Raw genomic sequence first — 18303 nt, forward strand, 5'->3', positions numbered from 1 at the left:
CGACATGAAACTCCACTTCCTGCACACCCTCATCGCCGTCATCAGGCACGGCTCGTTCGCCGCCGCCGCGCCGGAGGTGAACCTGACGGCCAGCGCCGTGGGCATGCAGATCCGCCAGCTGGAGATCTACTTCGGCCGCCCGCTGTTCGACCGCTCGGGCCGCGCGGTGCGGCCCACGCCGCTGGCGCTGGAGGTGGCGGCGGCCGTGGAGTCCGCGCTGGGCACGCTGGAGCAGCTGCGCTCGCGCACCGAGGCCGCCGTGACCGGCCATGTGCGCCTGGGCATCATCGAATCCGCCCAGGTGGCCTTGCTGCCGCAGGCCATGCTGGCGCTGCGCAAATCGGTGCCGGGGCTGGAAGTGCATTGCGCGCGCGGCGTCTCGCAGCAGCTGCTGCAGGACCTGAAGGCCGGGCGGCTGGACGTGGCCGTGCTCGTGCGGCCCGAAACGGGCGGGTCGAGCCGCCTGGGCTGGACGCCCCTGCTCACCGAATCCTTCGTGCTCGTAGCGCCGGCCCAGGCGCGCGGGCGCAACGTGCGCGAACTGCTGGCCGCGCACGAGTGGATCCGCCTGGACCGCAGCGCCACGGGCGGGCGCATCGCCGCGGCCTTCGTGGAAGCCACGCTGCCGGGCAAGCGCGAATTCCTCGAGCTGCCGGGCACCGATGCCATCGTGGCCATGGTGTCGGCGGGCGTGGGCGTGTCGGTGGTTCCCGAGCTGCGCGAGGACGTGCGGCGCACCTGGCCCGTGCGCGAGGTCGGCCTGGGCCGGCGCGGGCCCACGCGCCAGATCGCGCTGGTGTGCCGCGCGGGCGATGCGGAGGATCGGCGTATCCAGGCCGTGCTGCGCGCGTTCCAGGCATCCGTGGCGCAGGGACGGCACGGCAGCGCCTGAAGGCTGCACGATCCACCAAATTCCTTGGTGGATCGGACAACGAAAACGCGGCCATCGTTCGGGCCGAAAAACCTACGATTCCCTCAGTCGCGCTGCAAGGGTTGCCGGGGAAAGGCAGGCCTGACGTGCGTTGTTCCACCCTTCACGGTCCACGCCATGCCCAATATCGGCTTTCGTATCTTCCAACGCATCCACCGCCCCGCGCCCGACTTGGTGCAGGGCTTTCGCGGCCTGCCCGTCGCCAACATCGCCGACGAGATGGGGCGCATGTTCTGCATGGACACGGGCATCCGCCCCTTGAACAAGGCGCCGCTGCTGGGCACGGCCTTCACCGTGCGCGCCCGCCCCGGCTGCAACCTGATGCTGCACCGCGCGATCGACATGGCCGAGCCCGGCGACGTGATCGTCGTGGAGGACCAGGGCGACCAGGCGAACGCGCTGACCGGCGAGAACATGATGATGTGGGCCGCGCGCCGCGGCGTCGCGGGCGTGGTGATCGACGGCGCGGTGCGCGACCTCGAATCCATCGGCGCGATGGCGTTCCCCGTGTACTCGCGCGGCATCAACCCGCGCGGGCCGCACAAGAGCGGGCCCGGCGAGATCAACGTGCCGATCTCCTGCGGCGGCGTGGTGGTGCACCCCGGCGACATCGTCGCGGGCGACCAGGACGGCGTGCTGGTGATCGCGCCGCGCGATGCGCAAGCGGTGCTGGGCAAGGCCCGCGCCAAGCTGCAAAAGGAGATCGCCACGCGCGAGGCCATCAACGCCGGCACCTGGGACCGCTCGGGCTACAGCGAAGAGGTGCTGCGCACGATGGGCTGCGAGATCATCGACGCGGCCTACGCCGACGTGGAGGGCCGCTGATGACCGCGCGCAACGACAACATGCCCGTGCTGGGCTTCATCGGCCTGGGCGAGGCCGCCTTCCACATCGCGCGCGGCCTGCATGGCGAGGGCCTGCGCGGCATCCGCGCCTACGACAAGTTCTGGAACGTGCCGCCGCAGTCCGACCTCGTGGCGCAGCGCGCGGGCGAGGCCTCGGTCACCCTGGCGCCAAGCCTGCAGGCGCTGGTCGAGGGCTGCGACATCGTCGTCTCCGCCGTCAGCGCCAACCTGGCCGTGCCACTGGCGCGCGAGAGCGCGGCGTGGCTGCGGCCGGGGCAGGTCTATGCCGACCTCAATTCGGCCGGGCCGCAGACCAAGATCGAGGCTGCCGCCATCGTCGCGCCCACGGGCGCCGCGTTCGTCGACGGCGCCATCATGGGCACCGTGCCGGGCCTCGGCCACAAGGTGCCCACGCTCGTGTGCGGCGAGGGCGCGCAGCGCTTCGCGGACGTGCTGCGGCCCTTCGGCATGCAGCTCACCGTGCTGGAAGGCGCGGCTGGCAAGGCATCGGCCTCCAAGATGCTGCGCAGCATCTTCATGAAGGGCGTCGTCGCGCTGCTGCTGGAGACGGTGCTCGCGGGCCACGAATACGGGCTGGAGGACGACCTGCTCGATTCGATCGCCGAGACCTTCGCGGCCGGGCCGTTCCTCGAAGTGGCCAACGGCCTGATCGCGCGCGGCGTGATCCATGCCGAGCGCCGCGCGCACGAAATGGACGAGGTGGTCGCCACGCTGCGTGCGGCGGGCGTGGACGACACCATGTCGCTCGCCACGCGCGACAAGCTGCTGAAGATCGCCGCCGCTGGCTACAAGGCCCACTTCAAGGGCGTGGCGCCGCGCGACTTTCACGACATCTTCACGCTCGGTCGCTGAGCCGGGCCTCCCTTTTCCCCATAAAACCCAGGAGACCTTCGCCATGGCATTCCTTCGCACTTCCTTCACCCGGCGCTCGCTCGCCGTGCTGGCCGCAACGGCCCTGCTGGCAGGCACGGCCAGCGCCGCGGGCTATCCCGAACGGCCCATCACCATCGTCGTGGCCTTCGCGCCCGGCGGCAACGTGGACGCCACGGCGCGCGCCATCGGCCCCGCGCTCAGCAAGGCGCTGGGGCAGCCCGTGGTCATCGACAACCGCGCGGGCGGCGGCGGCACCATCGGCAGCACGCTGGTGGCGCGCGCCAAGCCCGACGGCTACACGCTGATGGTCGGCAGCACGGCCACCAATGCCACGGCGCCCGCGATGCTCAAGGCCGCGGCCTACGACCCGGTCAAGAGCTTTACCGCGATCGGCGGTATCAGCACCACGCCGTCGGTGGTCGTGGTGGCGCCCAAGACCACGGCCCGCACGTACCAGCAGCTCGTGGAGCAAAGCCGCGCGCAGCCGCAGGGCTTCAGCATGGGCTCGCCCGGCACCGGCTCGCTCAACCACCTGACCACCGAGCTGCTCAAGCAGAAGACCGGCCTGAATGCCACCCATATCCCCTACAAGGGCGCGGGCCCGGCGCTGTCGGACCTGCTGGGCAGCCAGCTCGACGCGATGGTGGACCAGCTCAGCTCTTCGGCCCCGTTCATCAAGGACGGGCGCCTGCGCGCCGTGGCGCAGACCGGCGCCCAGCGCTCGCCCGTGCTGCCCGACGTGCCCACGCTGCGCGAGCAGGGCGTCGAGGGCGTGGACGTGGCCGTGTACACCGGCCTGTTCGCCCCGGCCGGGCTGCCGCGCGACGTGGAGCAGAAGCTCGTGAAGGCGCTCGGCGAGGCGCTGCAGGACGCCGACGTGCAGCAGCGCCTGGCCGCGCAGGGCTCCGAGCGCATCGCCATGGACCAGCCCGGGTTCGCACGCTACGTGGCCGATGAGGCGCGTCGCTGGAGCGAGGTGATCCGCACCGCCGGCATCGCGCAGGACTGACATGCCCGCGTTGCCGCCACTCGCATGCGACAGCCACATGCACGTGTTCGACGGGCGCTTCGCGTTCGCCCCGCAGGCGCATCTGCGCCCGCCGCCGGCCACCGTGCAGGACTACCGGCAGGTGCAGCAGCGGCTGGGCCTGGCACGGGTGGTGGTGGTGCAGCCCTCCAGCTACGGCATGGACAACCGCTGCACGCTCGACGCCGTGGCCCGCCTGGGGCCGCAGGCAGCGCGTGCCGTCGTCGTCGTGGAGCCTGGCACGGACGAGGCGGAGCTTGGGCGGCTGCACGCACAGGGCGCGCGCGGCGTGCGCCTGAACCTCGCGCGCGGGGCGGCACCCGACCTGTCCGCCTGGGCGCGGCTGCTGCAGCGCGCACGGCCGCTGGGCTGGCACCTGCAGCTGCACTGCGGCCTGTCCGCGCTCGAAGAACTGGCGCCCTGGCTGGAGGGGCTGCCTGTGCCCACCGTGCTCGACCACCTGGCGCGCGTGCCGCCGCAGGCGGATGCGCGGGCGCTGGCCACGCTGCGGCGCCTGCTGGACGGCGGCCGGCTCTGGGTCAAGCTCTCGGCACCGTACCTGGACAGCCGTGCGGGGCCGCCCGGCTACGGCGATATGCAGGACGCGGCGCGCTGGCTGCTGGCGCAGGCGCCCGATCGCATGCTCTGGGGCTCCGACTGGCCGCACCCCGCCGCCACGGCGGGCGAGGTGCCGATGCCCGATGACGCCGCGCTGCTGCACGGCGCGCTCGCGTGGTGCGGCACGCAGGCACTGGCCGACCGGGTGCTGCAAGGCAACCCGGCCGCGCTCTACGGCTTCGGCTCTTAGAACGTGTTCAAGGTCTCTGTCGATATGAGAAGCTCGCAGGGTGAGAAAGAGCTACCCGAGCGACATCAGTCGCGAACAATTCGAGATCATCAAGCCGTTGCTGGAGAGCGCACGCAAGAAGACAGCGCCGCGCAAGATAGACCTGTACGAGGTGTTCTGCGCGGTGCTGTACCTGCTGCGCACGGGCTGCCAGTGGAGAGCGCTGCCCAGTGACTACCCGAAATGGCGCACGGTGCATTCGTACTGGGCCATCTGGAGCGAGCCGCGCGAGGGTGGCAGCCTGCTGGAGCAGGCTTTAAAAAAATCAGGTTGGCGCGGCCCGCGAGAAACTGGGTCGCAACGCCTGCAGCGCGTTCTTGATCGTGGACGCGCAGAGCGTGAAGAACGCGGATCCGGCGGCATTGAGGGGCTATGACGCGGGCAAGAAGGTCTCGGGGATCAAGCGCCACATCGCGGTGGATACGCAAGGGCTGCCCCATGCGGTGGCGGTGACCACGGCCGAGGTGACGGACCGCAAAGGGGCATCGGGGGCGCTCAAGCGCTGCAAGCCCACCTTGGGCCGGGTGCAAAGCTTGCTGTGCGATAGCGGCTATGTCGGCCAGCCGTTCTCGCAGGGTGTTAGGGGCATCCTGGGCGAGCACGTGACGGTACAGATTGCCAAGCGCAGCGAGTTGCACACCTTCAAGGTCATGCCCAAGCGCTGGATTGTCGAGCGCAGCTTTGCGTGGTTGGAGAAGAACCGCAGGCTATGGAAGAACTGCGAGCGCTGGCTCAACACCAGTTTGCAGTTCGTCCATCTGGCCTTCCTGGGCCTCTTGCTCAGAAGACTTTGAACACGTTCTTAGGCGCGGCCTGCCATCGCCGAGGCAGGCTGGCCCTGCAGCGCGGCGGCCATCAAGGGCAGCGCCGGCGCGAGCGCGGCGTCGTCCGGCGCGCAGGCCAGGCCCAGGTGGCGGGCGAAGGGCAGGGCCGCATCCAGCGGCCGGGCGATGCAGCGCGGCGCATGGGCCGCGTGCGACTGCGGCACGACGGCCAGGCCCAGGCCCAGCTCCACCATCTGCAGCAGGGCTTCCTCGCGCGCGGCGCTGGCCCGTACCTCGAAGGTGATGCCCTGCTGCGCCAGCAGCCGGGCGAAGCGCTCGTGCAGCGGGCAGTAGGGCCGCTCGATCAGGGGCAGGCCCTGCAGGTCGGCGAGGGCGAAGCGGGCCTTGAAGCGCAGTGGATGCCGCTCGGGCACGAGCATCACGTAGGGTTCGCGCGCCACGCTCTCGAACAGGTCGCCCTCGGGCTTGCAGTGGTCGGCCACGAGGCGCAGCCGCGCCTCGCCGGGCGTGGCGGTCAGGCGGATCAGCGCGGCGGGCCAGTGCGCATCGATCCAGGAGAGCAGCGGCGCCGCGCTGCGCAGCAGCACGTCGTCGGGCAGGTGGAGGGCCAGCACCTCGCGCGGCGCCTCGCGGAAGTCGCGCACCATCGCGCCGGCCTGCGCCAGCAGGCTGCAGGCGCGCGGGTAGAGCCGCTCGCCCGCGGGCGTGGGCGCCAGGCCCGCGCGGCTGCGCTGGAACAGCGGGCTGCCCAGCACGTCTTCCAGTCCCTTGATGGCCATGCTGATCGAGGGCTGCGCCACGTGGCAGCGGCGTGCGGCGGCGGTGACGCCGCCTTCCTCGTAGGCGGCGACGAAGTAGCCCAGGGCGCGCAGGTCGAACAGCATGGTGTGCGGGGGATCAGGCACCCGTGGGCGCGATGGTGGTGACGGTTTCGCGGAAGTAGTCCAGTCGGCCCTGGACGGAGTGGCTCACGATCCAGGTCACGCTCTCCACCTCGCGCTGCTGCACGGCATAGAAGAAGCGCTGGTGGAAGCGCGTGAGCACCCAGTCGTCGCCCAGCGCCTGGCTCTGGGTCTGCACGATCTGCGTGCCGCGCGGAAAGACTTCCGCCGCCAGGCGCTGCAGCACGGCCAGCAGGCCGGCTTTGTCTTTCGCTTGCTGCCACGAGACGTCGGCCGTGTCGCGGTAGTGGTCGATGCGGAAGTCCACGCCATCGTCGATGTGCGCGAGCAGCGTCGGCACGTCGCCGGCGGCGAAGGCGTTCAGCACGTGGTCGATGGGGTAGGGCATGGTGGCGGTGTGCATGGGCAGGCTCCTGGGTGAAAGAAGCCGCGACTGTAGGAAGCCGTGATCCATTCGTAAATTATTTTATTTGTTCGAGATCAGAATAAAAAACCGATGGCTCCGTGGGCCGTGCCGGTGCCTTCTACAATGCGCGGGCCGGCGCCGCGTCGCTTCGTTCGCGGTGCCGGCAAGCGTTCTCAGGGCGGGGCGGAATTCCCCACCGGCGGTAGGCGCGGGGCGACCCGCGCGAGCCCGCGAGCGCCCCGGTGCCGTCTTGTGGATGGCCGCCGGGGGTCAGCAGATCTGGTGCGATGCCAGGGCCGACGGTCACAGTCCGGATGAAAGAGAACGCGAGTGCCATGCCCCCGGCGTGCCTGACCGCGCGCCGGGGGGCGTGGCTTCGCGTGCGCGCCCTGGTTCATGTCCCTTGTCTGGAACTCACCATGAATCAGATGACTGAAACTTCTTCTTCCGTTCCTTCCACGGCATCGCCGCGCATCGCGCTGATCTGCGCGCTCTGGCATGCCGACATCGTCCACCAGGCGCGCGACGCCGCCGTGGCCACCTGGGCCGCGCGCGGCGTGCCTGCCGACCGCGTGAGCCATTTCGACGTGCCGGGCGCGTTCGAGATCCCGCTGCTTGCGCAGTCGCTGGCGCGCAGCGGGCAGTACGACGCCATCGTCGCCTGCGCGTTGGTGGTCAACGGCGGCATCTACCGCCACGAGTTCGTGGCCGGCGCGGTGATCGACGGGCTGATGCGCGTGCAGCTCGACGATGGCGTGCCCGTATTCTCCGCCGTGCTCACGCCGCACGACTTCCATGAGCACGAGGAGCACCGCGCGTTCTTCCGCGCGCACTTCGTCAAGAAGGGCGAGGAGGTCGCCCAGGCCTGCCTGGGCGCGCTGGCGCAGCTCGCGCGCGTGCAGCGACGTTGATGAGCGTTACTGCCGCGCCGTGCGCACGTTGCGCGGCAGTTGCTGCGGGTGGCTGGTGCGCCACGGGTTGATGTCCAACCCGCCGCGGCGCGTGTAGCGCGCGTAGACGGCCAGCTTGATGGGGCGGCAGCGCGTCCACACGTCCATGAAGATGCGCTCCACGCACTGCTCGTGGAATTCGTTGTGGTTGCGAAAGCTCACGAGGTACTGCAGCAGCCCGGCCTGGTCGATCTGCGCGCCGCTGTAGGCGATCTGCACGCTGCCCCAGTCGGGCTGGCCGGTGACGAGGCAGTTGCTCTTGAGCAGGTGGCTCACCAGCGTCTCGGTCACGGGCGCCTCGGCGTGGTTGGCGGCGAGCAGCTCGGGCGCGGGGGTGTACTGCGTGCACTCCACGTCCAGCCGGTCGAGCAGCAGGCCGTCCAGCTCGTGGATCGGCTCCTGGTCGAACAGCTCGGGCGCGACCAGCTTCACGCCCACGGTGCCGGGGGCGGCGCTGCCGCGCCAGACGGCCTCGCTCACGTCCTGGCGGATGCGCGCGCGTACGTCCTCCAGGCTGGCGAAGCGGGTGTTGTTGAAGCTGTTCAGGTACAGCTTGAACGACTTGCTCTCGACGATGTGGGGCGTCTCGCACGGCACCGTGACGTGGGCGATGGCCACCTGCGGCTTGCCGCGCGGGCCCAGCCACGACAGCTCGTAGGCCGTCCACAGGTCCGCGCCGAAGAAGGGCGGCGCACCTGCGATGCCGATCTCGGCGCGCTTGGGCAGGCGCGGCAGGGGGAACAGCAGCGATGCGTCGTACTGGTCGGCGTAGGCGGACGCCTTGCCGAGCTGGGATTGTTCCGGCGTGGTCATTGTGTGCTATTGAATGGATAGCTGCTTGCGCTTGTGCATCAAGCGCTGAAGGCCATTTTTACTTGAATTCCCGCTCGCGCAGCCACTTGGTGGCGATCCACTTCTCTCCCTCGATGACGGGCGCGCCGCCGTGCAGCGTGCGCGTGGAGGGGTGGGGCCGCTCGTAGCTGAAGAACACGGCGTTGCCGCGGCGCGGCCCGATCTCCATGTGCACGTCCGGAAAGGTTGTGCCGCCGCCCCGGGCCGGGTCGTTGAGGTAGATGACCAGCGTGGCCACGCGCTGGCCGCCGCGCTTGAGGATGGTGGCTGTGCCGGGCTCAGCCGGGTCGAAGTAGTCGTAGTGCGGCTTGTATTCGGCGCCGGGGCGGTAGTGCAGCACCTGCAGGCCCTCGCCGTTCTCGATGGGCCATTCCACCAGGCGGGCGATGCGCTCTTCCAGCCGCGTCACCACGTCGTTCTCTCCGCGCTGGAAGAACATGCCGTCGCTGGTGCGGTCGTCGTTGACTTCGTCGCCGCCGGTGCGCGTGGCCACGGTGAGCGAGCGCGCCATGCGCGGGCGCGCGGCGGCGATGATGGCGTCGCACTCCTCGGGCGAGAGCAGGTTGCCGAACAGCACCACGCGCGGGCTGCCCATGGCCATGAGCACCTCGACCTGGCGGTCGCCCACGTCGATGAAGAGCGGCGAATCGGCCAGCGGCGGCCCAGGCACGCGCACGGCGGGCGGCTGGCCCTGCTGCACGGCCACGTCGTCCAGGTGCTTGCGCAGCACCTGCTCCACCGCCTGGATGGCCACGTCCTCGTTCCAGCCGGCCTTGCACATGGCGTCGATCAGCGCGGGCGCGGCGATGCCTGTGCCCGCCTGGTCGATGATCCATTGGCGCAGTTCGGGGGTGATGGGTTGTAAGAGCGTATTCATGACCTTTTCATGGTACCCGCAAGGCAGCCAACAGCCGCAATCTAGGCGCGCGCCGCAGGCCATGCTGGCGGCCTGGGCAAGGTGCGCAACGACGAGTGCGGCTGTTGGCTGCCTTGCCGAAGGGTTGCCCCGCAAAGGCAGCGTCTGCGGCGTTACCCGTCCTCGCCGCACATCAGTGCGGCTTGCGGTGGGCGCCTTGCATCCACTGCCTTTGCGGGGCAACGGGCACCATGAAAAGGTCAGGAATACGCTCTGGTCATGGCGTGCGGCGGAAGACCAGGCGGTCGGGCGCGGAGGCGGCGGGGTGGAAAGCATAGCCTTCGAGGTCAAAGCCCTCCAACTGGCGCGGGGTCGCCGCGCGCCGCTGGATGGCCCAGCGCGCCATGAGTCCGCGCGCACGCTTGGCGTGGAAGCTGATGATCTTGTACTGGCCGCCCTTGTAGTCCTCGAACACGCACTCGACCACGCGGGCCTTGAGCGTCTGGAGGTCGACGGACTTGAAATATTCCTGCGACGCGAGGTTGACCACGACCGGCGTGGCGTCGGCCGCCAGCCGCTGGTTCAGGTGTTCGGCGATGCGCGCGCCCCAGAACTGGTAGAGGTTGGACCCCGCACCGGTGGCCAGGCGCGTGCCCATCTCCAGGCGGTAGGGCTGCATCCAGTCCAGCGGGCGCAGCACGCCGTACAGGCCGCTGAGGATGGCGAGGTGCTGCTGCGCCCAGTCCAGATCCTCGGGCGAGAGGGTGCGCGCCTGCAGGCCCTCGTACACGTCGCCGTTGAAGGCCATCACGGCCTGGCGGGCGTTGCGCGCCGTGAAGCGCGGCTTCCATGCGGCGTAGCGCGCCACGTTGAGCGCGGCCAGCGGGTCGCTGATGGACATGAGCGAGGCGATTTCCTGCGGCGCCTTGGCGCGCAGCACCTCGATCAGCCGCGCGGAGTCGGGCACGAACTGCGGCAGCGTGTGCGGCAGGCCGGCGGGCAGCGGGGTGTCGTAGTCGAGCGATTTGGCGGGGGAGAGCAGGAACAGCATGGTTTAAGCCAAATGGGCCTCCAGCGCTTGTGCAGCAAGCGCAGGCAGCTATGATTTTTGATAGCGGAGAAACGACAACGGGGGCCAGAGCCCCCGGTTGCCGCTGCGCAAGGCGAAGGCCTTGGCGGGGGGGCTAGGCGGCCGTGCCTTCCTTCTCGAACGGCAGTTGCAGGTCGCGCAGGTCGCGGCGGGTCTCCACCAGCACCAGCGGGCCTTCATCCACCACCACCACGGGCGGGCGCTCGCGCGGCACGCGGATGGGCTGGGGCTCGGCGGCGATCGCGGCCTGGGCGGCGGCGATCTTCTCCGCGTCGGAGTTGACCCATTCCAGGCCTGAGGACTTCGCCACCTCGATCAGCGCATCCACGGGCAGCGCGAAGGACTGCACGCGCGGCATGCCGTCCCCTTGCGGGATCACGGCCACGGGTGCCGGCGCCGGCGCGGGGGCCGGTGCCTCGACGGGCGCGGGGGCCACCGGCGCCTGGCTCACGGGCACTGCGCTGGCAGGCACGGCCTCCGCCGCAGGGGCGGGTGCGGCGGACGCGGCGAAGTAGCTGCGGCGCGCGGGCTCTTGCGCGGCCTCTTCGTCGCCAGCGGCGGGCGCTGCGATGGCCGAGGCGTCGAAGTCCAGCAGCGGGGCCGCGGGCTGCGCGTCCGCGGCGTCGCCGCCGCGTGGGCCGCGCTCGCGGCGGTCACGGCCGTAGCGGTCGCGCGAACGGCGCTCGCGGCGCTCCTCGCCGCCAGCGGGCGACTCGGCGACCGCTGGGGCCGTTTCGCCCGCCGACAGGTCCAGATCGGGCAGCGAGGCCAGGGGCGCGGTATCGACGAAGTCGGCGCCAGGGGCTGCCGACGCTGCGGCGGCCGGGGCCGGGGCATTAGCGTCGATGGTGCGCGGGCCGCGTTCGCGGCGCTCCCCGCGTTCGCGGCGGCCACCGCGCTCGCTGCTGCGCTCGCCACGTTCGCCGCGCGGTGCGCGCTCGGCGCGTGCCTGCTCGGGCGTGCCTTCATCGGCGGGTGCGGTCAGAGGGGCCTGCGTATCGGCGCCTTGCGGCAGGGCAGCTTGCGCAGGGGACTGGCGCTCGCCGCGTTCGCGTCCGCCACGGCCTTCGCGCGGTTCACGCGGCTCGCGGCGGCCTTCGCCTTCGGTGCGCTCGCCGTTGCGGCCATTGCGGCTGTCACGGCCCTCGCGGCCTTCCAGCGCGCGCTCGCCGCTCCGGCCTTCGCCGCGGCGGCCGCGGCCTTCGCCGTTGCCTTCGCGGGACGCATCGCGGTTGCCGTCACGGGAGGCGTCGCGGCCGCCGCGGCGGCCACGTTCGCCACTGCGGCCGTCACGGCGTGCTTCGCCACGGGCGGCCTCGGCCGGCTGCTGCGGGGCGACGGCCACCGGGGCGGGTGCAGGCGCCGGGCCGAAGCCGAACAGGCTCTTGAGCCAGGAGAAGAAGCCTTGCTCCGGTGCGGGCGCCGGGGCTGGGCGCTGCGGCTGCACCGCGGGCGCTGCCGGGCGCTGCTGCGCATGGCCCGGGCCCTGGCCACCCTGGTTGCGCGCGGGGCGTGCGGCGCCTTCAGGGCGCGGCTCAGCCACGGGAGCGGGGGCATCGGGCAGCACGCCCTTGATGACGGGCGTCTGCTTGTTCGTGGGCTCCTGCGAGCGGCGCGTGACCTGGGTCTGCTCCTCCTCCACGTCGGCGAGCTTGTAGCTGGCGTCCAGGCTGTCCAGGCGCGGGTCGTCGTGCTTGAGGCGCTCGAGCTTGTAGTGCGGCGTCTCCAGCGACTTGTTGGGGATCAGCACCACGCTGACGCGCTGCTTCAACTCGATCTTGGCGATCTCGGTGCGCTTCTCGTTGAGCAGGAAGCTGGCCACCTCCACGGGCACCTGGCAGTGCACGGCGGCGGTGTTGTCCTTCATGGACTCTTCCTGGATCATGCGCAGCATCTGCAGCGAGAAGCCTTCCGTATCGCGCACGTGGCCGGTGCCGTCGCACAGCGGGCAGCGGATGTGGGCGCCTTCGGACAGCGACGGTTTGAGGCGCTGGCGGCTCATCTCCATGAGGCCGAACTTGCTGATGGTGCCGAACTGCACGCGCGCGCGGTCCTGGCGCAGCGCGTCGCGCAGGCGGTTCTCGACCTCGCGGCGGTTCTTGCTCTCCTCCATGTCGATGAAGTCGATCACGATCAGGCCGCCCAGGTCACGCAGGCGCATCTGGCGCGCCACTTCGTCGGCGGCCTCCAGGTTGGTGCGCGTGGCGGTTTCCTCGATGTCGCCGCCCTTGATGGCGCGCGCGGAGTTCACGTCCACGCTGACCAGCGCCTCGGTGTGGTCGATCACGATGGCGCCGCCCGAGGGCAGGGTGACGGTGCGCGAGTAGGCCGACTCGATCTGGTGCTCGATCTGGAAGCGCGAGAACAGCGGCGCGTCGTCGCGGTAGCGCTTCACGCGGGCGGCATGCTCGGGCATGACGTGCGCCATGAACTGCTGCGCCTGCTCGTAGATGTCATCGGTGTCGATGAGGATGTCGCCGATGTCGCTGTTGAAGTAGTCGCGGATGGCGCGGATCACCAGGCTCGACTCCTGGTAGATCAGGAACGCGCCCTTGCCGGCCTTGGCCGCGCCGTCGATGGCGTTCCACAGCTTGAGCAGGTAGTTCAGGTCCCACTGCAGTTCGGGCGCGGTGCGGCCGATGCCGGCGGTGCGCGCGATGATGCTCATGCCCTTGGGGTATTCGAGCTGGTCCATCGCCTCCTTGAGCTCAGCGCGGTCCTCGCCCTCGATGCGCCGGCTGACGCCGCCGCCGCGCGGGTTGTTGGGCATCAGCACCACGTAGCGGCCGGCCAGGCTGATGAAGGTGGTCAGCGCGGCGCCCTTGTTGCCGCGCTCCTCCTTCTCGACCTGGACGATCAGCTCCTGGCCTTCCTTGATGACTTCCTGGATCTTGGCCTGGCTGGGCGAGACGCCTTCGGCGAAGTACTGGCGGGAGATTTCCTTGAACGGCAGGAAGCCGTGGCGGTCTTCGCCGTAGTCGACAAAGCAGGCCTCCAGCGACGGCTCCACGCGCGTCACCACGGCTTTGTAGATGTTGCCCTTGCGCTGTTCGCGCCCTTCGATCTCGATCTCGTAGTCCAGCAGCTTCTGGCCGTCCACGATGGCCAGGCGCCGTTCCTCGGGCTGCGTGGCGTTGATGAGCATCCGTTTCATGATGCGTTTCCTTTATTTCTCTGCGTTGTGCGGCGGGGCCGTGCGCAGCGCCTGTGCATGGCTGCGGGGTTCCGCCGGTTCCAAACCAAAACAGGCTCTAGGGGAGCCGGGAATGCCTGGACTGGCGCATCGAAACGAAGGGAAAAGGCCGGGCGCACCGCGGCTGCGCAGCGGTCAGCTGCGCAGGCGAGGTGGGGGCGCGTGGATGGGGGCGAGCCGGAGAGTGCGCGGGTATGCTGTGAAAAGCATAGCCGCTGGCGCTTGCCGGACGGGCGTTACAGGCGATTTGCGCGCCAATGGCAAAGGCTGGCGCCCTTGCCACAGCGAGACAATCCATGCCAGCAACACCCACATGATTTCGCTTTGATCCGCTGGCCGCCGCGCCCTGGTCGGGCGGGGGGACAGCCTGGAATTTCCGTATTCAGTGTTTCGATTCGTCAGCCCGCCGCTCGGCGTGCGACCTACTTTGGCGCACGACGCTCGCTGGCATCGACCATGCTGCGCGTCTTGCCGGGCCGTATGTCCATTAAACTCCAGACAAATCAACCACTTACACTTTCGTCGCGCAGGTGAAACACATTATAGGGGGCAAACCGGGCCCATCCTCTTCCCTCCCGGCCGCCCGCATCGTCGAGGTCGACCCCGAATCGGCGGGCCAGCGGCTCGACAACTTCCTGATCCGCCACCTGAAGGGCGTGCCCAAGACCCACGTCTACCGCATCATCCGCAGCGGCGAGGTGCGGCTGAACAAGGGCCGCACCAGCGCCGACGCGCGCGTGGCCGCGGGCGACCAGGTGCGCCTGCCGCCCGTGCGCGTGGCCGAGAAGAACCCGGCCGAGCGCCCCGCGCCCGCGCGCGAATTCCCCATCCTGCTGGAGGACGAGCACCTGATCGCCCTCGACAAGCCCGCCGGCGTGGCCGTGCACGGCGGCAGCGGGGTGAGCTTCGGGGTGATCGAGCAGTTGCGCCAGGCACGCCCCCAGGCGCGCTTCCTGGAACTGGTGCACCGGCTGGACCGCGAAACCTCGGGCATCCTGCTGGTGGCCAAGAAGCGCTCTGCGCTCACCCACCTGCAGGACCAGTTCCGCGGGCGCGAGACGGGCAAGACCTACCTCGCCCTGGTCACGGGCGCGTGGCCCGCGAACAAGAAGGTGATCGACACGCCGCTCCACAAATACCTGCAGGAGGACGGCGAGCGCCGCGTGCGCGTGACCACGCAGGAGGACCCGGACGGCATGCGCTCCATCACCCTCGTCAAGGTGCGCAGCCAGATCGCGCCGCGCCCCTCGCAGGGCCTGCCTGCGATGAGCCTGCTGGAAGTGACCATCAAGACCGGCCGCACGCACCAGATCCGCGTGCACCTGGCAAGCCAGGGCCACCCGATCGCGGGCGACGACAAGTACGGCGACTTCGAACTCAACAAGCGGCTGCAGAAACAAGGCCTCAAGCGCATGTTCCTTCACGCATGGCGGCTACAGTTCAGCCATCCCGCGCAACCCGGCGAAGCGGGCGCTCGCGTCGAGCTGCACGCCGACCTGCCCGCCGAGCTGGCCGATTTCCTCCCCACCCCATGACCCTCCGCCGCTTCGACCTCATCGCCTTCGACTGGGATGGCACGCTGTTCGACTCCACCGCCATCATCGTGCGCAGCATCCAGGAGGCCGTGCGCGACGTGGGCGGCGCCGTGCCCACCGACGAGGCCGCTGCCTGGGTGATCGGCATGGCGCTGCCCCAGGCCCTGGCCCACGCCGCGCCCGACGTGCCGCGCGAGAAATACGTGGAGCTGTCCAACCGCTACCGTTACCACTACCTGCAGCACCAGGACGACCTGAGCCTGTTCGACGGCGTGCTGCCCATGCTGCACGGCCTGCGCGAGCGGGGCCACCTGCTGGCTGTGGCCACGGGCAAGAGCCGGCGCGGGCTGGACCACGTGCTGCACCAGGTGCAACTGCGCGGCATGTTCGACGGATCGCGCACCGCCGACGAAACCGCCGGCAAGCCGCATCCGCTGATGCTGCAGGAGCTGATGGCCGAGTTCGACGTGGCGCCCGGACGCGTGCTGATGATCGGCGACACCACGCACGACCTGGAGATGGCCCGTGCCGCCGGCTGTGCCAGCGTGGGCGTGGGCTACGGCGCGCACGACATCCAGGGCTTCGGCGTGCTGGAACCGCTCTACATCGCCCCCTCGGTGGCCGAACTGCACCGCTGGCTGCACGCCCATGCCTGACGTGACCATGCCCCTGTGCCCCAGCACCGACCTGGTGGACGGCGGGCCCGCCGTGGCCTTCGACGTGCGCTACGCGGGCGAGCACTGCCGCGCCTTCGCCATCCGCTACGAAGGCCGGGTGCACGCCTACCTGAACCGCTGCTCCCACGTGCCCATGGAGATGGACTACCAGGAAGGCCGGTTTTTCGACGACACCGGCCGCTGGCTGCTGTGCGCCACGCACGGCGCGGCCTACCAGCCCGACACCGGCGCCTGCGTCGGTGGGCCGTGCCGTGGCGGCCTGGTGAAGGTAGCCCTCTCGGAAGAGGGCGGGATGGTCCGCTGGCATACTGCCCCACTGCTGCAACCCGTAGAGTTCTGATTCCATGACCGACCCCACCCGCACCGAACCCGCAGGTTTTGAGGGAAATCCGCCTCCGGCGCCCGACCTGTGGGCGCAAGCAGCTACGGAAAAAGGAGCAAGCAAGGCGGCGCCCGCCTGGGAGCGTGAAGTGCTCGAAAAGCTCGTGCTCGGAACGCTGAACGAGCAGCGCGCCGCGCGCCGCTGGCGCATCTTCTGGCGCTTCGCGTGGATCGTGATGGCGGCGGCCGTCGTCTGGGCGGTGCTCTCGCGCGACATCGCCGCGACCGCCAAGACCACGCCGCACACGGCCGTGGTGGACGTGAAGGGCGAGATCGCCGCCGGTGCCGAGGCCAGCGCCGAGTTCGTCGTGGCCGCCATGCGCAGCGCGTTCGAGGACTCGGGCTCGCAGGCCGTGGTGCTGCTCATCAACTCGCCGGGCGGCAGCCCCGTGCAGGCCGGCATCATCAACGACGAGATCACGCGCCTGAAGGCCAAGTACGACAAGCCGGTCTACGCCGTGGTGGAGGAAACCTGCGCCTCCGCCGCCTATTACATCGCCGCGGCGGCCGACGACATCTTCGTGGACAAGGCCAGCATCGTAGGCAGCATCGGCGTGCTGATGGACGGCTTCGGCTTCACTGGCACCATGGAAAAGCTCGGCGTGGAGCGCCGCCTGCTCACCGCCGGCGAGAACAAGGGCTTCCTCGACCCCTTCAGCCCGCAGACCGAGACGCAGCGCGCCTACGCGCAGCAGATGCTCGACCAGATCCACCAGCAGTTCATCGCCGTGGTCAAGAAGGGCCGGGGCGACCGCCTGAAGACCACGCCCGAGACCTTCAGCGGCCTGTTCTGGACCGGCCAGCAGGCGGTGGAGATGGGCCTGGCCGACCAGATGGGCAACCTGGACTACGTGGCGCGCGAAGTGGTCAAGGCCGAGGAGGTCATCGACTACACCCGCCGCGACAACGTGGCCGAGCGCCTGGCCAAGAAGTTCGGCGCCGCCGTCGGCATGGGCGCCATGAAGGCGCTGGCCGCGCTGCAGGTGCCGCAGCTGCGTTAACTGCCGGTCAGGCCCGCCTTGCGCTGGCGCGAGCCGTCCTCCAGCAGCACATCGTCGGCCAGCAGGCGGCCGCTCTCGTCCCATTCCTTGCGCGTCTGCAGCCGCGTGCGGCCGCGTGCGTCGGGCTCGCCGTAGCCTTCTTCCAACGCGATGCGTCCGTTGGCGTGAAAGTGCTGTTGCACGCCGGTGGGCTGCCGGTCGGCCGTGAGCCGCTCCCGCCGCGCCAGGCGCCCGTCGTCGCCATGCAGCTCGCGCAGGACGCGCGCGGCCGGGCCTTCGCCGGCCAGCGCGGTGCGTTCGCGCAGCGCGCCGTTGAGGTACCAGCGCTCCACCAGCGTCTCGCGGCCTGCCGTGTAGCTGCGCTGCTCGACGAGCTGGCCCGATGCGCCCCACTGCCGCACCTGCGCGGGCGCGCCGCCCCGATGGGCGAGCGGGCGGTCGTCGGCCTCGTAGATGCGCTCCTCGCGCAGCACGGCCTTGCCGTTCTCGCTGCTGTAGCGGCGGTGCACGCGGCGGCCGTTCTCGAACAGCATCTGCGCGGCCGGCTGGCCGCCGGCATCCCACTCCATGGCGGTAAGCAGGCGGCCTTGTTCGTAGCGCATCTGCGCGGCCTTGGCGCCTGATGCGGTGTGGAGCACCGTTTCCGCCGCGCCGCCGAAGCCGCACAGCGGGCGGTCTTCGGGCAGCACGCTCGCAGTGGGGCACATCAGCCGCGTGGGCTGGCCGGCGGCGTTGTACTCCACGGAGAACTGCTCGCGCCCGTCGGCGTGGAACGCGAGGCGCTCCAGCTGCCCCTGCGCATCGAGGCGGCGCACTGGTCCCTGCGTGCGCCCGTTCTCGGCGAATTCCTCGCGCCGCAGCTGGCCGTTCGGCCAGAATTCCGCCACGCGGCCCTGGCTGTTGCCGCGCTCGTTCACATGGCGCTCGCGCTGCAGGCGCCCTTCGCGGTCGTAGAAGCGCTGCAGCCCCAGGTATTTGCCGCCGCGCAGTTCCTGCTCCCGCTGCAGGTGGCCCGTGTCCTCGTCGCGGCAGCGCAGCAGGCCCGTGAGGCCGGCGGTTTCGGCGCCGTTCGACGGGTTCACGGGCTTGCCGTTCATTTCGCAGCGAATAATGGCCCCGGCGCTTGTCCAG

Annotated in this window: 18 protein-coding genes and 1 riboswitch; of the genes, 11 read left to right on the forward strand and 7 right to left on the reverse strand. The window is 70.2% G+C overall.

Annotated features, from left to right (window positions below; translation table 11 throughout):
* Window positions 1-4: 4 nt before the first annotated feature.
* The 6 genes from AAG689_RS03375 (at window position 5) to AAG689_RS03400 (ending at window position 5338) form a co-directional block, all read left to right on the forward strand.
* Window positions 5-892, forward strand: coding sequence for a LysR family transcriptional regulator (locus AAG689_RS03375; protein WP_406624763.1), 888 nt, complete (start codon window positions 5-7; stop codon window positions 890-892).
* Window positions 893-1048: 156 nt separating this feature from the next.
* Window positions 1049-1756, forward strand: a complete 708-nt coding sequence (locus tag AAG689_RS03380) for an RraA family protein (RefSeq protein WP_406624764.1) — start codon at window positions 1049-1051, stop codon at window positions 1754-1756.
* A complete protein-coding gene (locus AAG689_RS03385) occupies window positions 1756-2649 on the forward strand; it encodes a DUF1932 domain-containing protein (protein WP_406624765.1) in 894 nt (297 codons plus the stop codon). Before AAG689_RS03380 ends, AAG689_RS03385 begins: the two co-directional genes overlap by 1 nt.
* A gap of 43 nt (window positions 2650-2692) precedes the next feature.
* Window positions 2693-3679 (forward strand): Bug family tripartite tricarboxylate transporter substrate binding protein, encoded by a 987-nt coding sequence (locus AAG689_RS03390; protein WP_406624766.1) that lies wholly within the window; start codon window positions 2693-2695, stop codon window positions 3677-3679.
* A gap of 1 nt (window position 3680) precedes the next feature.
* The gene (locus AAG689_RS03395) at window positions 3681-4505 is read left to right on the forward strand and encodes an amidohydrolase family protein (protein WP_406624767.1); all 825 of its coding nucleotides are present in this window, start codon (window positions 3681-3683) and stop codon (window positions 4503-4505) included.
* Between the two features lie 40 nt (window positions 4506-4545).
* Window positions 4546-5338 (forward strand): IS5 family transposase gene (locus AAG689_RS03400; protein WP_406624493.1). Its coding sequence is split into 2 segments (ribosomal slippage): window positions 4546-4805 and window positions 4804-5338, totalling 795 coding nucleotides; the frame shifts between segments, so codons are not numbered across the junction.
* A gap of 8 nt (window positions 5339-5346) precedes the next feature.
* On the opposite strand, the gene AAG689_RS03405 is transcribed toward AAG689_RS03400, so the two are convergent.
* Both AAG689_RS03405 and AAG689_RS03410 read right to left on the reverse strand, forming a co-directional pair.
* The gene (locus AAG689_RS03405; RefSeq protein ID WP_406624768.1) at window positions 5347-6213 is read right to left on the reverse strand and encodes a LysR family transcriptional regulator; all 867 of its coding nucleotides are present in this window, start codon (window positions 6211-6213) and stop codon (window positions 5347-5349) included.
* Window positions 6214-6226: 13 nt separating this feature from the next.
* On the reverse strand, window positions 6227-6634 hold the full coding sequence (locus tag AAG689_RS03410; RefSeq protein ID WP_406624769.1) for a hypothetical protein: 408 nt from the start codon (window positions 6632-6634) through the stop codon (window positions 6227-6229).
* Window positions 6635-6802: 168 nt separating this feature from the next.
* A riboswitch (FMN riboswitch) is annotated at window positions 6803-6967 on the forward strand.
* 98 nt (window positions 6968-7065) lie between these two features.
* Between AAG689_RS03410 and AAG689_RS03415 the strand changes: the two genes are divergently transcribed.
* Complete coding sequence (locus AAG689_RS03415; protein ID WP_406626277.1) at window positions 7066-7548, forward strand: 6,7-dimethyl-8-ribityllumazine synthase; 483 nt, start codon at window positions 7066-7068, stop codon at window positions 7546-7548.
* Window positions 7549-7554: 6 nt separating this feature from the next.
* On the opposite strand, the gene queF is transcribed toward AAG689_RS03415, so the two are convergent.
* The 4 genes from queF to AAG689_RS03435 all read right to left on the reverse strand — a co-directional run bounded on the left by queF (window position 7555) and on the right by AAG689_RS03435 (window position 13539).
* Window positions 7555-8400: an NADPH-dependent 7-cyano-7-deazaguanine reductase QueF gene (queF, locus tag AAG689_RS03420; protein ID WP_406624770.1), complete on the reverse strand. Its 846-nt coding sequence runs from the start codon at window positions 8398-8400 to the stop codon at window positions 7555-7557.
* A 58-nt stretch (window positions 8401-8458) separates the two neighbouring features.
* Window positions 8459-9316, reverse strand: a complete 858-nt coding sequence (locus AAG689_RS03425; protein WP_406624771.1) for a 2OG-Fe(II) oxygenase — start codon at window positions 9314-9316, stop codon at window positions 8459-8461.
* A 256-nt stretch (window positions 9317-9572) separates the two neighbouring features.
* The gene (gene yaaA, locus AAG689_RS03430; protein WP_406624772.1) at window positions 9573-10346 is read right to left on the reverse strand and encodes a peroxide stress protein YaaA; all 774 of its coding nucleotides are present in this window, start codon (window positions 10344-10346) and stop codon (window positions 9573-9575) included.
* Between the two features lie 133 nt (window positions 10347-10479).
* A complete protein-coding gene (locus AAG689_RS03435; RefSeq protein WP_406624773.1) occupies window positions 10480-13539 on the reverse strand; it encodes a ribonuclease E/G in 3060 nt (1019 codons plus the stop codon).
* A gap of 569 nt (window positions 13540-14108) precedes the next feature.
* Here AAG689_RS03435 and AAG689_RS03440 point away from each other — a divergent pair.
* Genes AAG689_RS03440 through AAG689_RS03455 form a run of 4 tightly spaced genes read left to right on the forward strand, consistent with a single transcriptional unit; the run spans window position 14109 to window position 17172 of the window.
* Window positions 14109-15113 carry an RluA family pseudouridine synthase gene (locus AAG689_RS03440; RefSeq protein ID WP_020228393.1) on the forward strand — a complete coding sequence of 335 codons (1005 nt, stop codon included), beginning with the start codon at window positions 14109-14111 and terminating at the stop codon, window positions 15111-15113.
* Window positions 15110-15769, forward strand: coding sequence for an HAD family hydrolase (locus AAG689_RS03445; protein ID WP_406624774.1), 660 nt, complete (start codon window positions 15110-15112; stop codon window positions 15767-15769). Before AAG689_RS03440 ends, AAG689_RS03445 begins: the two co-directional genes overlap by 4 nt.
* The gene (locus AAG689_RS03450) at window positions 15762-16130 is read left to right on the forward strand and encodes a Rieske (2Fe-2S) protein (protein ID WP_406624775.1); all 369 of its coding nucleotides are present in this window, start codon (window positions 15762-15764) and stop codon (window positions 16128-16130) included. The genes AAG689_RS03445 and AAG689_RS03450 overlap by 8 nt, the downstream gene beginning before the upstream one ends.
* Before the next feature lie 4 nt (window positions 16131-16134).
* The gene (locus AAG689_RS03455) at window positions 16135-17172 is read left to right on the forward strand and encodes a S49 family peptidase (protein ID WP_406624776.1); all 1038 of its coding nucleotides are present in this window, start codon (window positions 16135-16137) and stop codon (window positions 17170-17172) included.
* Here AAG689_RS03455 and AAG689_RS03460 read toward each other — a convergent pair.
* A complete protein-coding gene (locus tag AAG689_RS03460; protein ID WP_406624777.1) occupies window positions 17169-18269 on the reverse strand; it encodes a hypothetical protein in 1101 nt (366 codons plus the stop codon). The two genes, AAG689_RS03455 and AAG689_RS03460, sit on opposite strands and share 4 nt — an antisense overlap.
* Window positions 18270-18303 lie beyond the last annotated feature (34 nt).

The organism is Acidovorax sp. SDU_ACID1, assembly GCF_045291395.1.
Lineage (GTDB): Bacteria > Pseudomonadota > Gammaproteobacteria > Burkholderiales > Burkholderiaceae_C > MR-S7.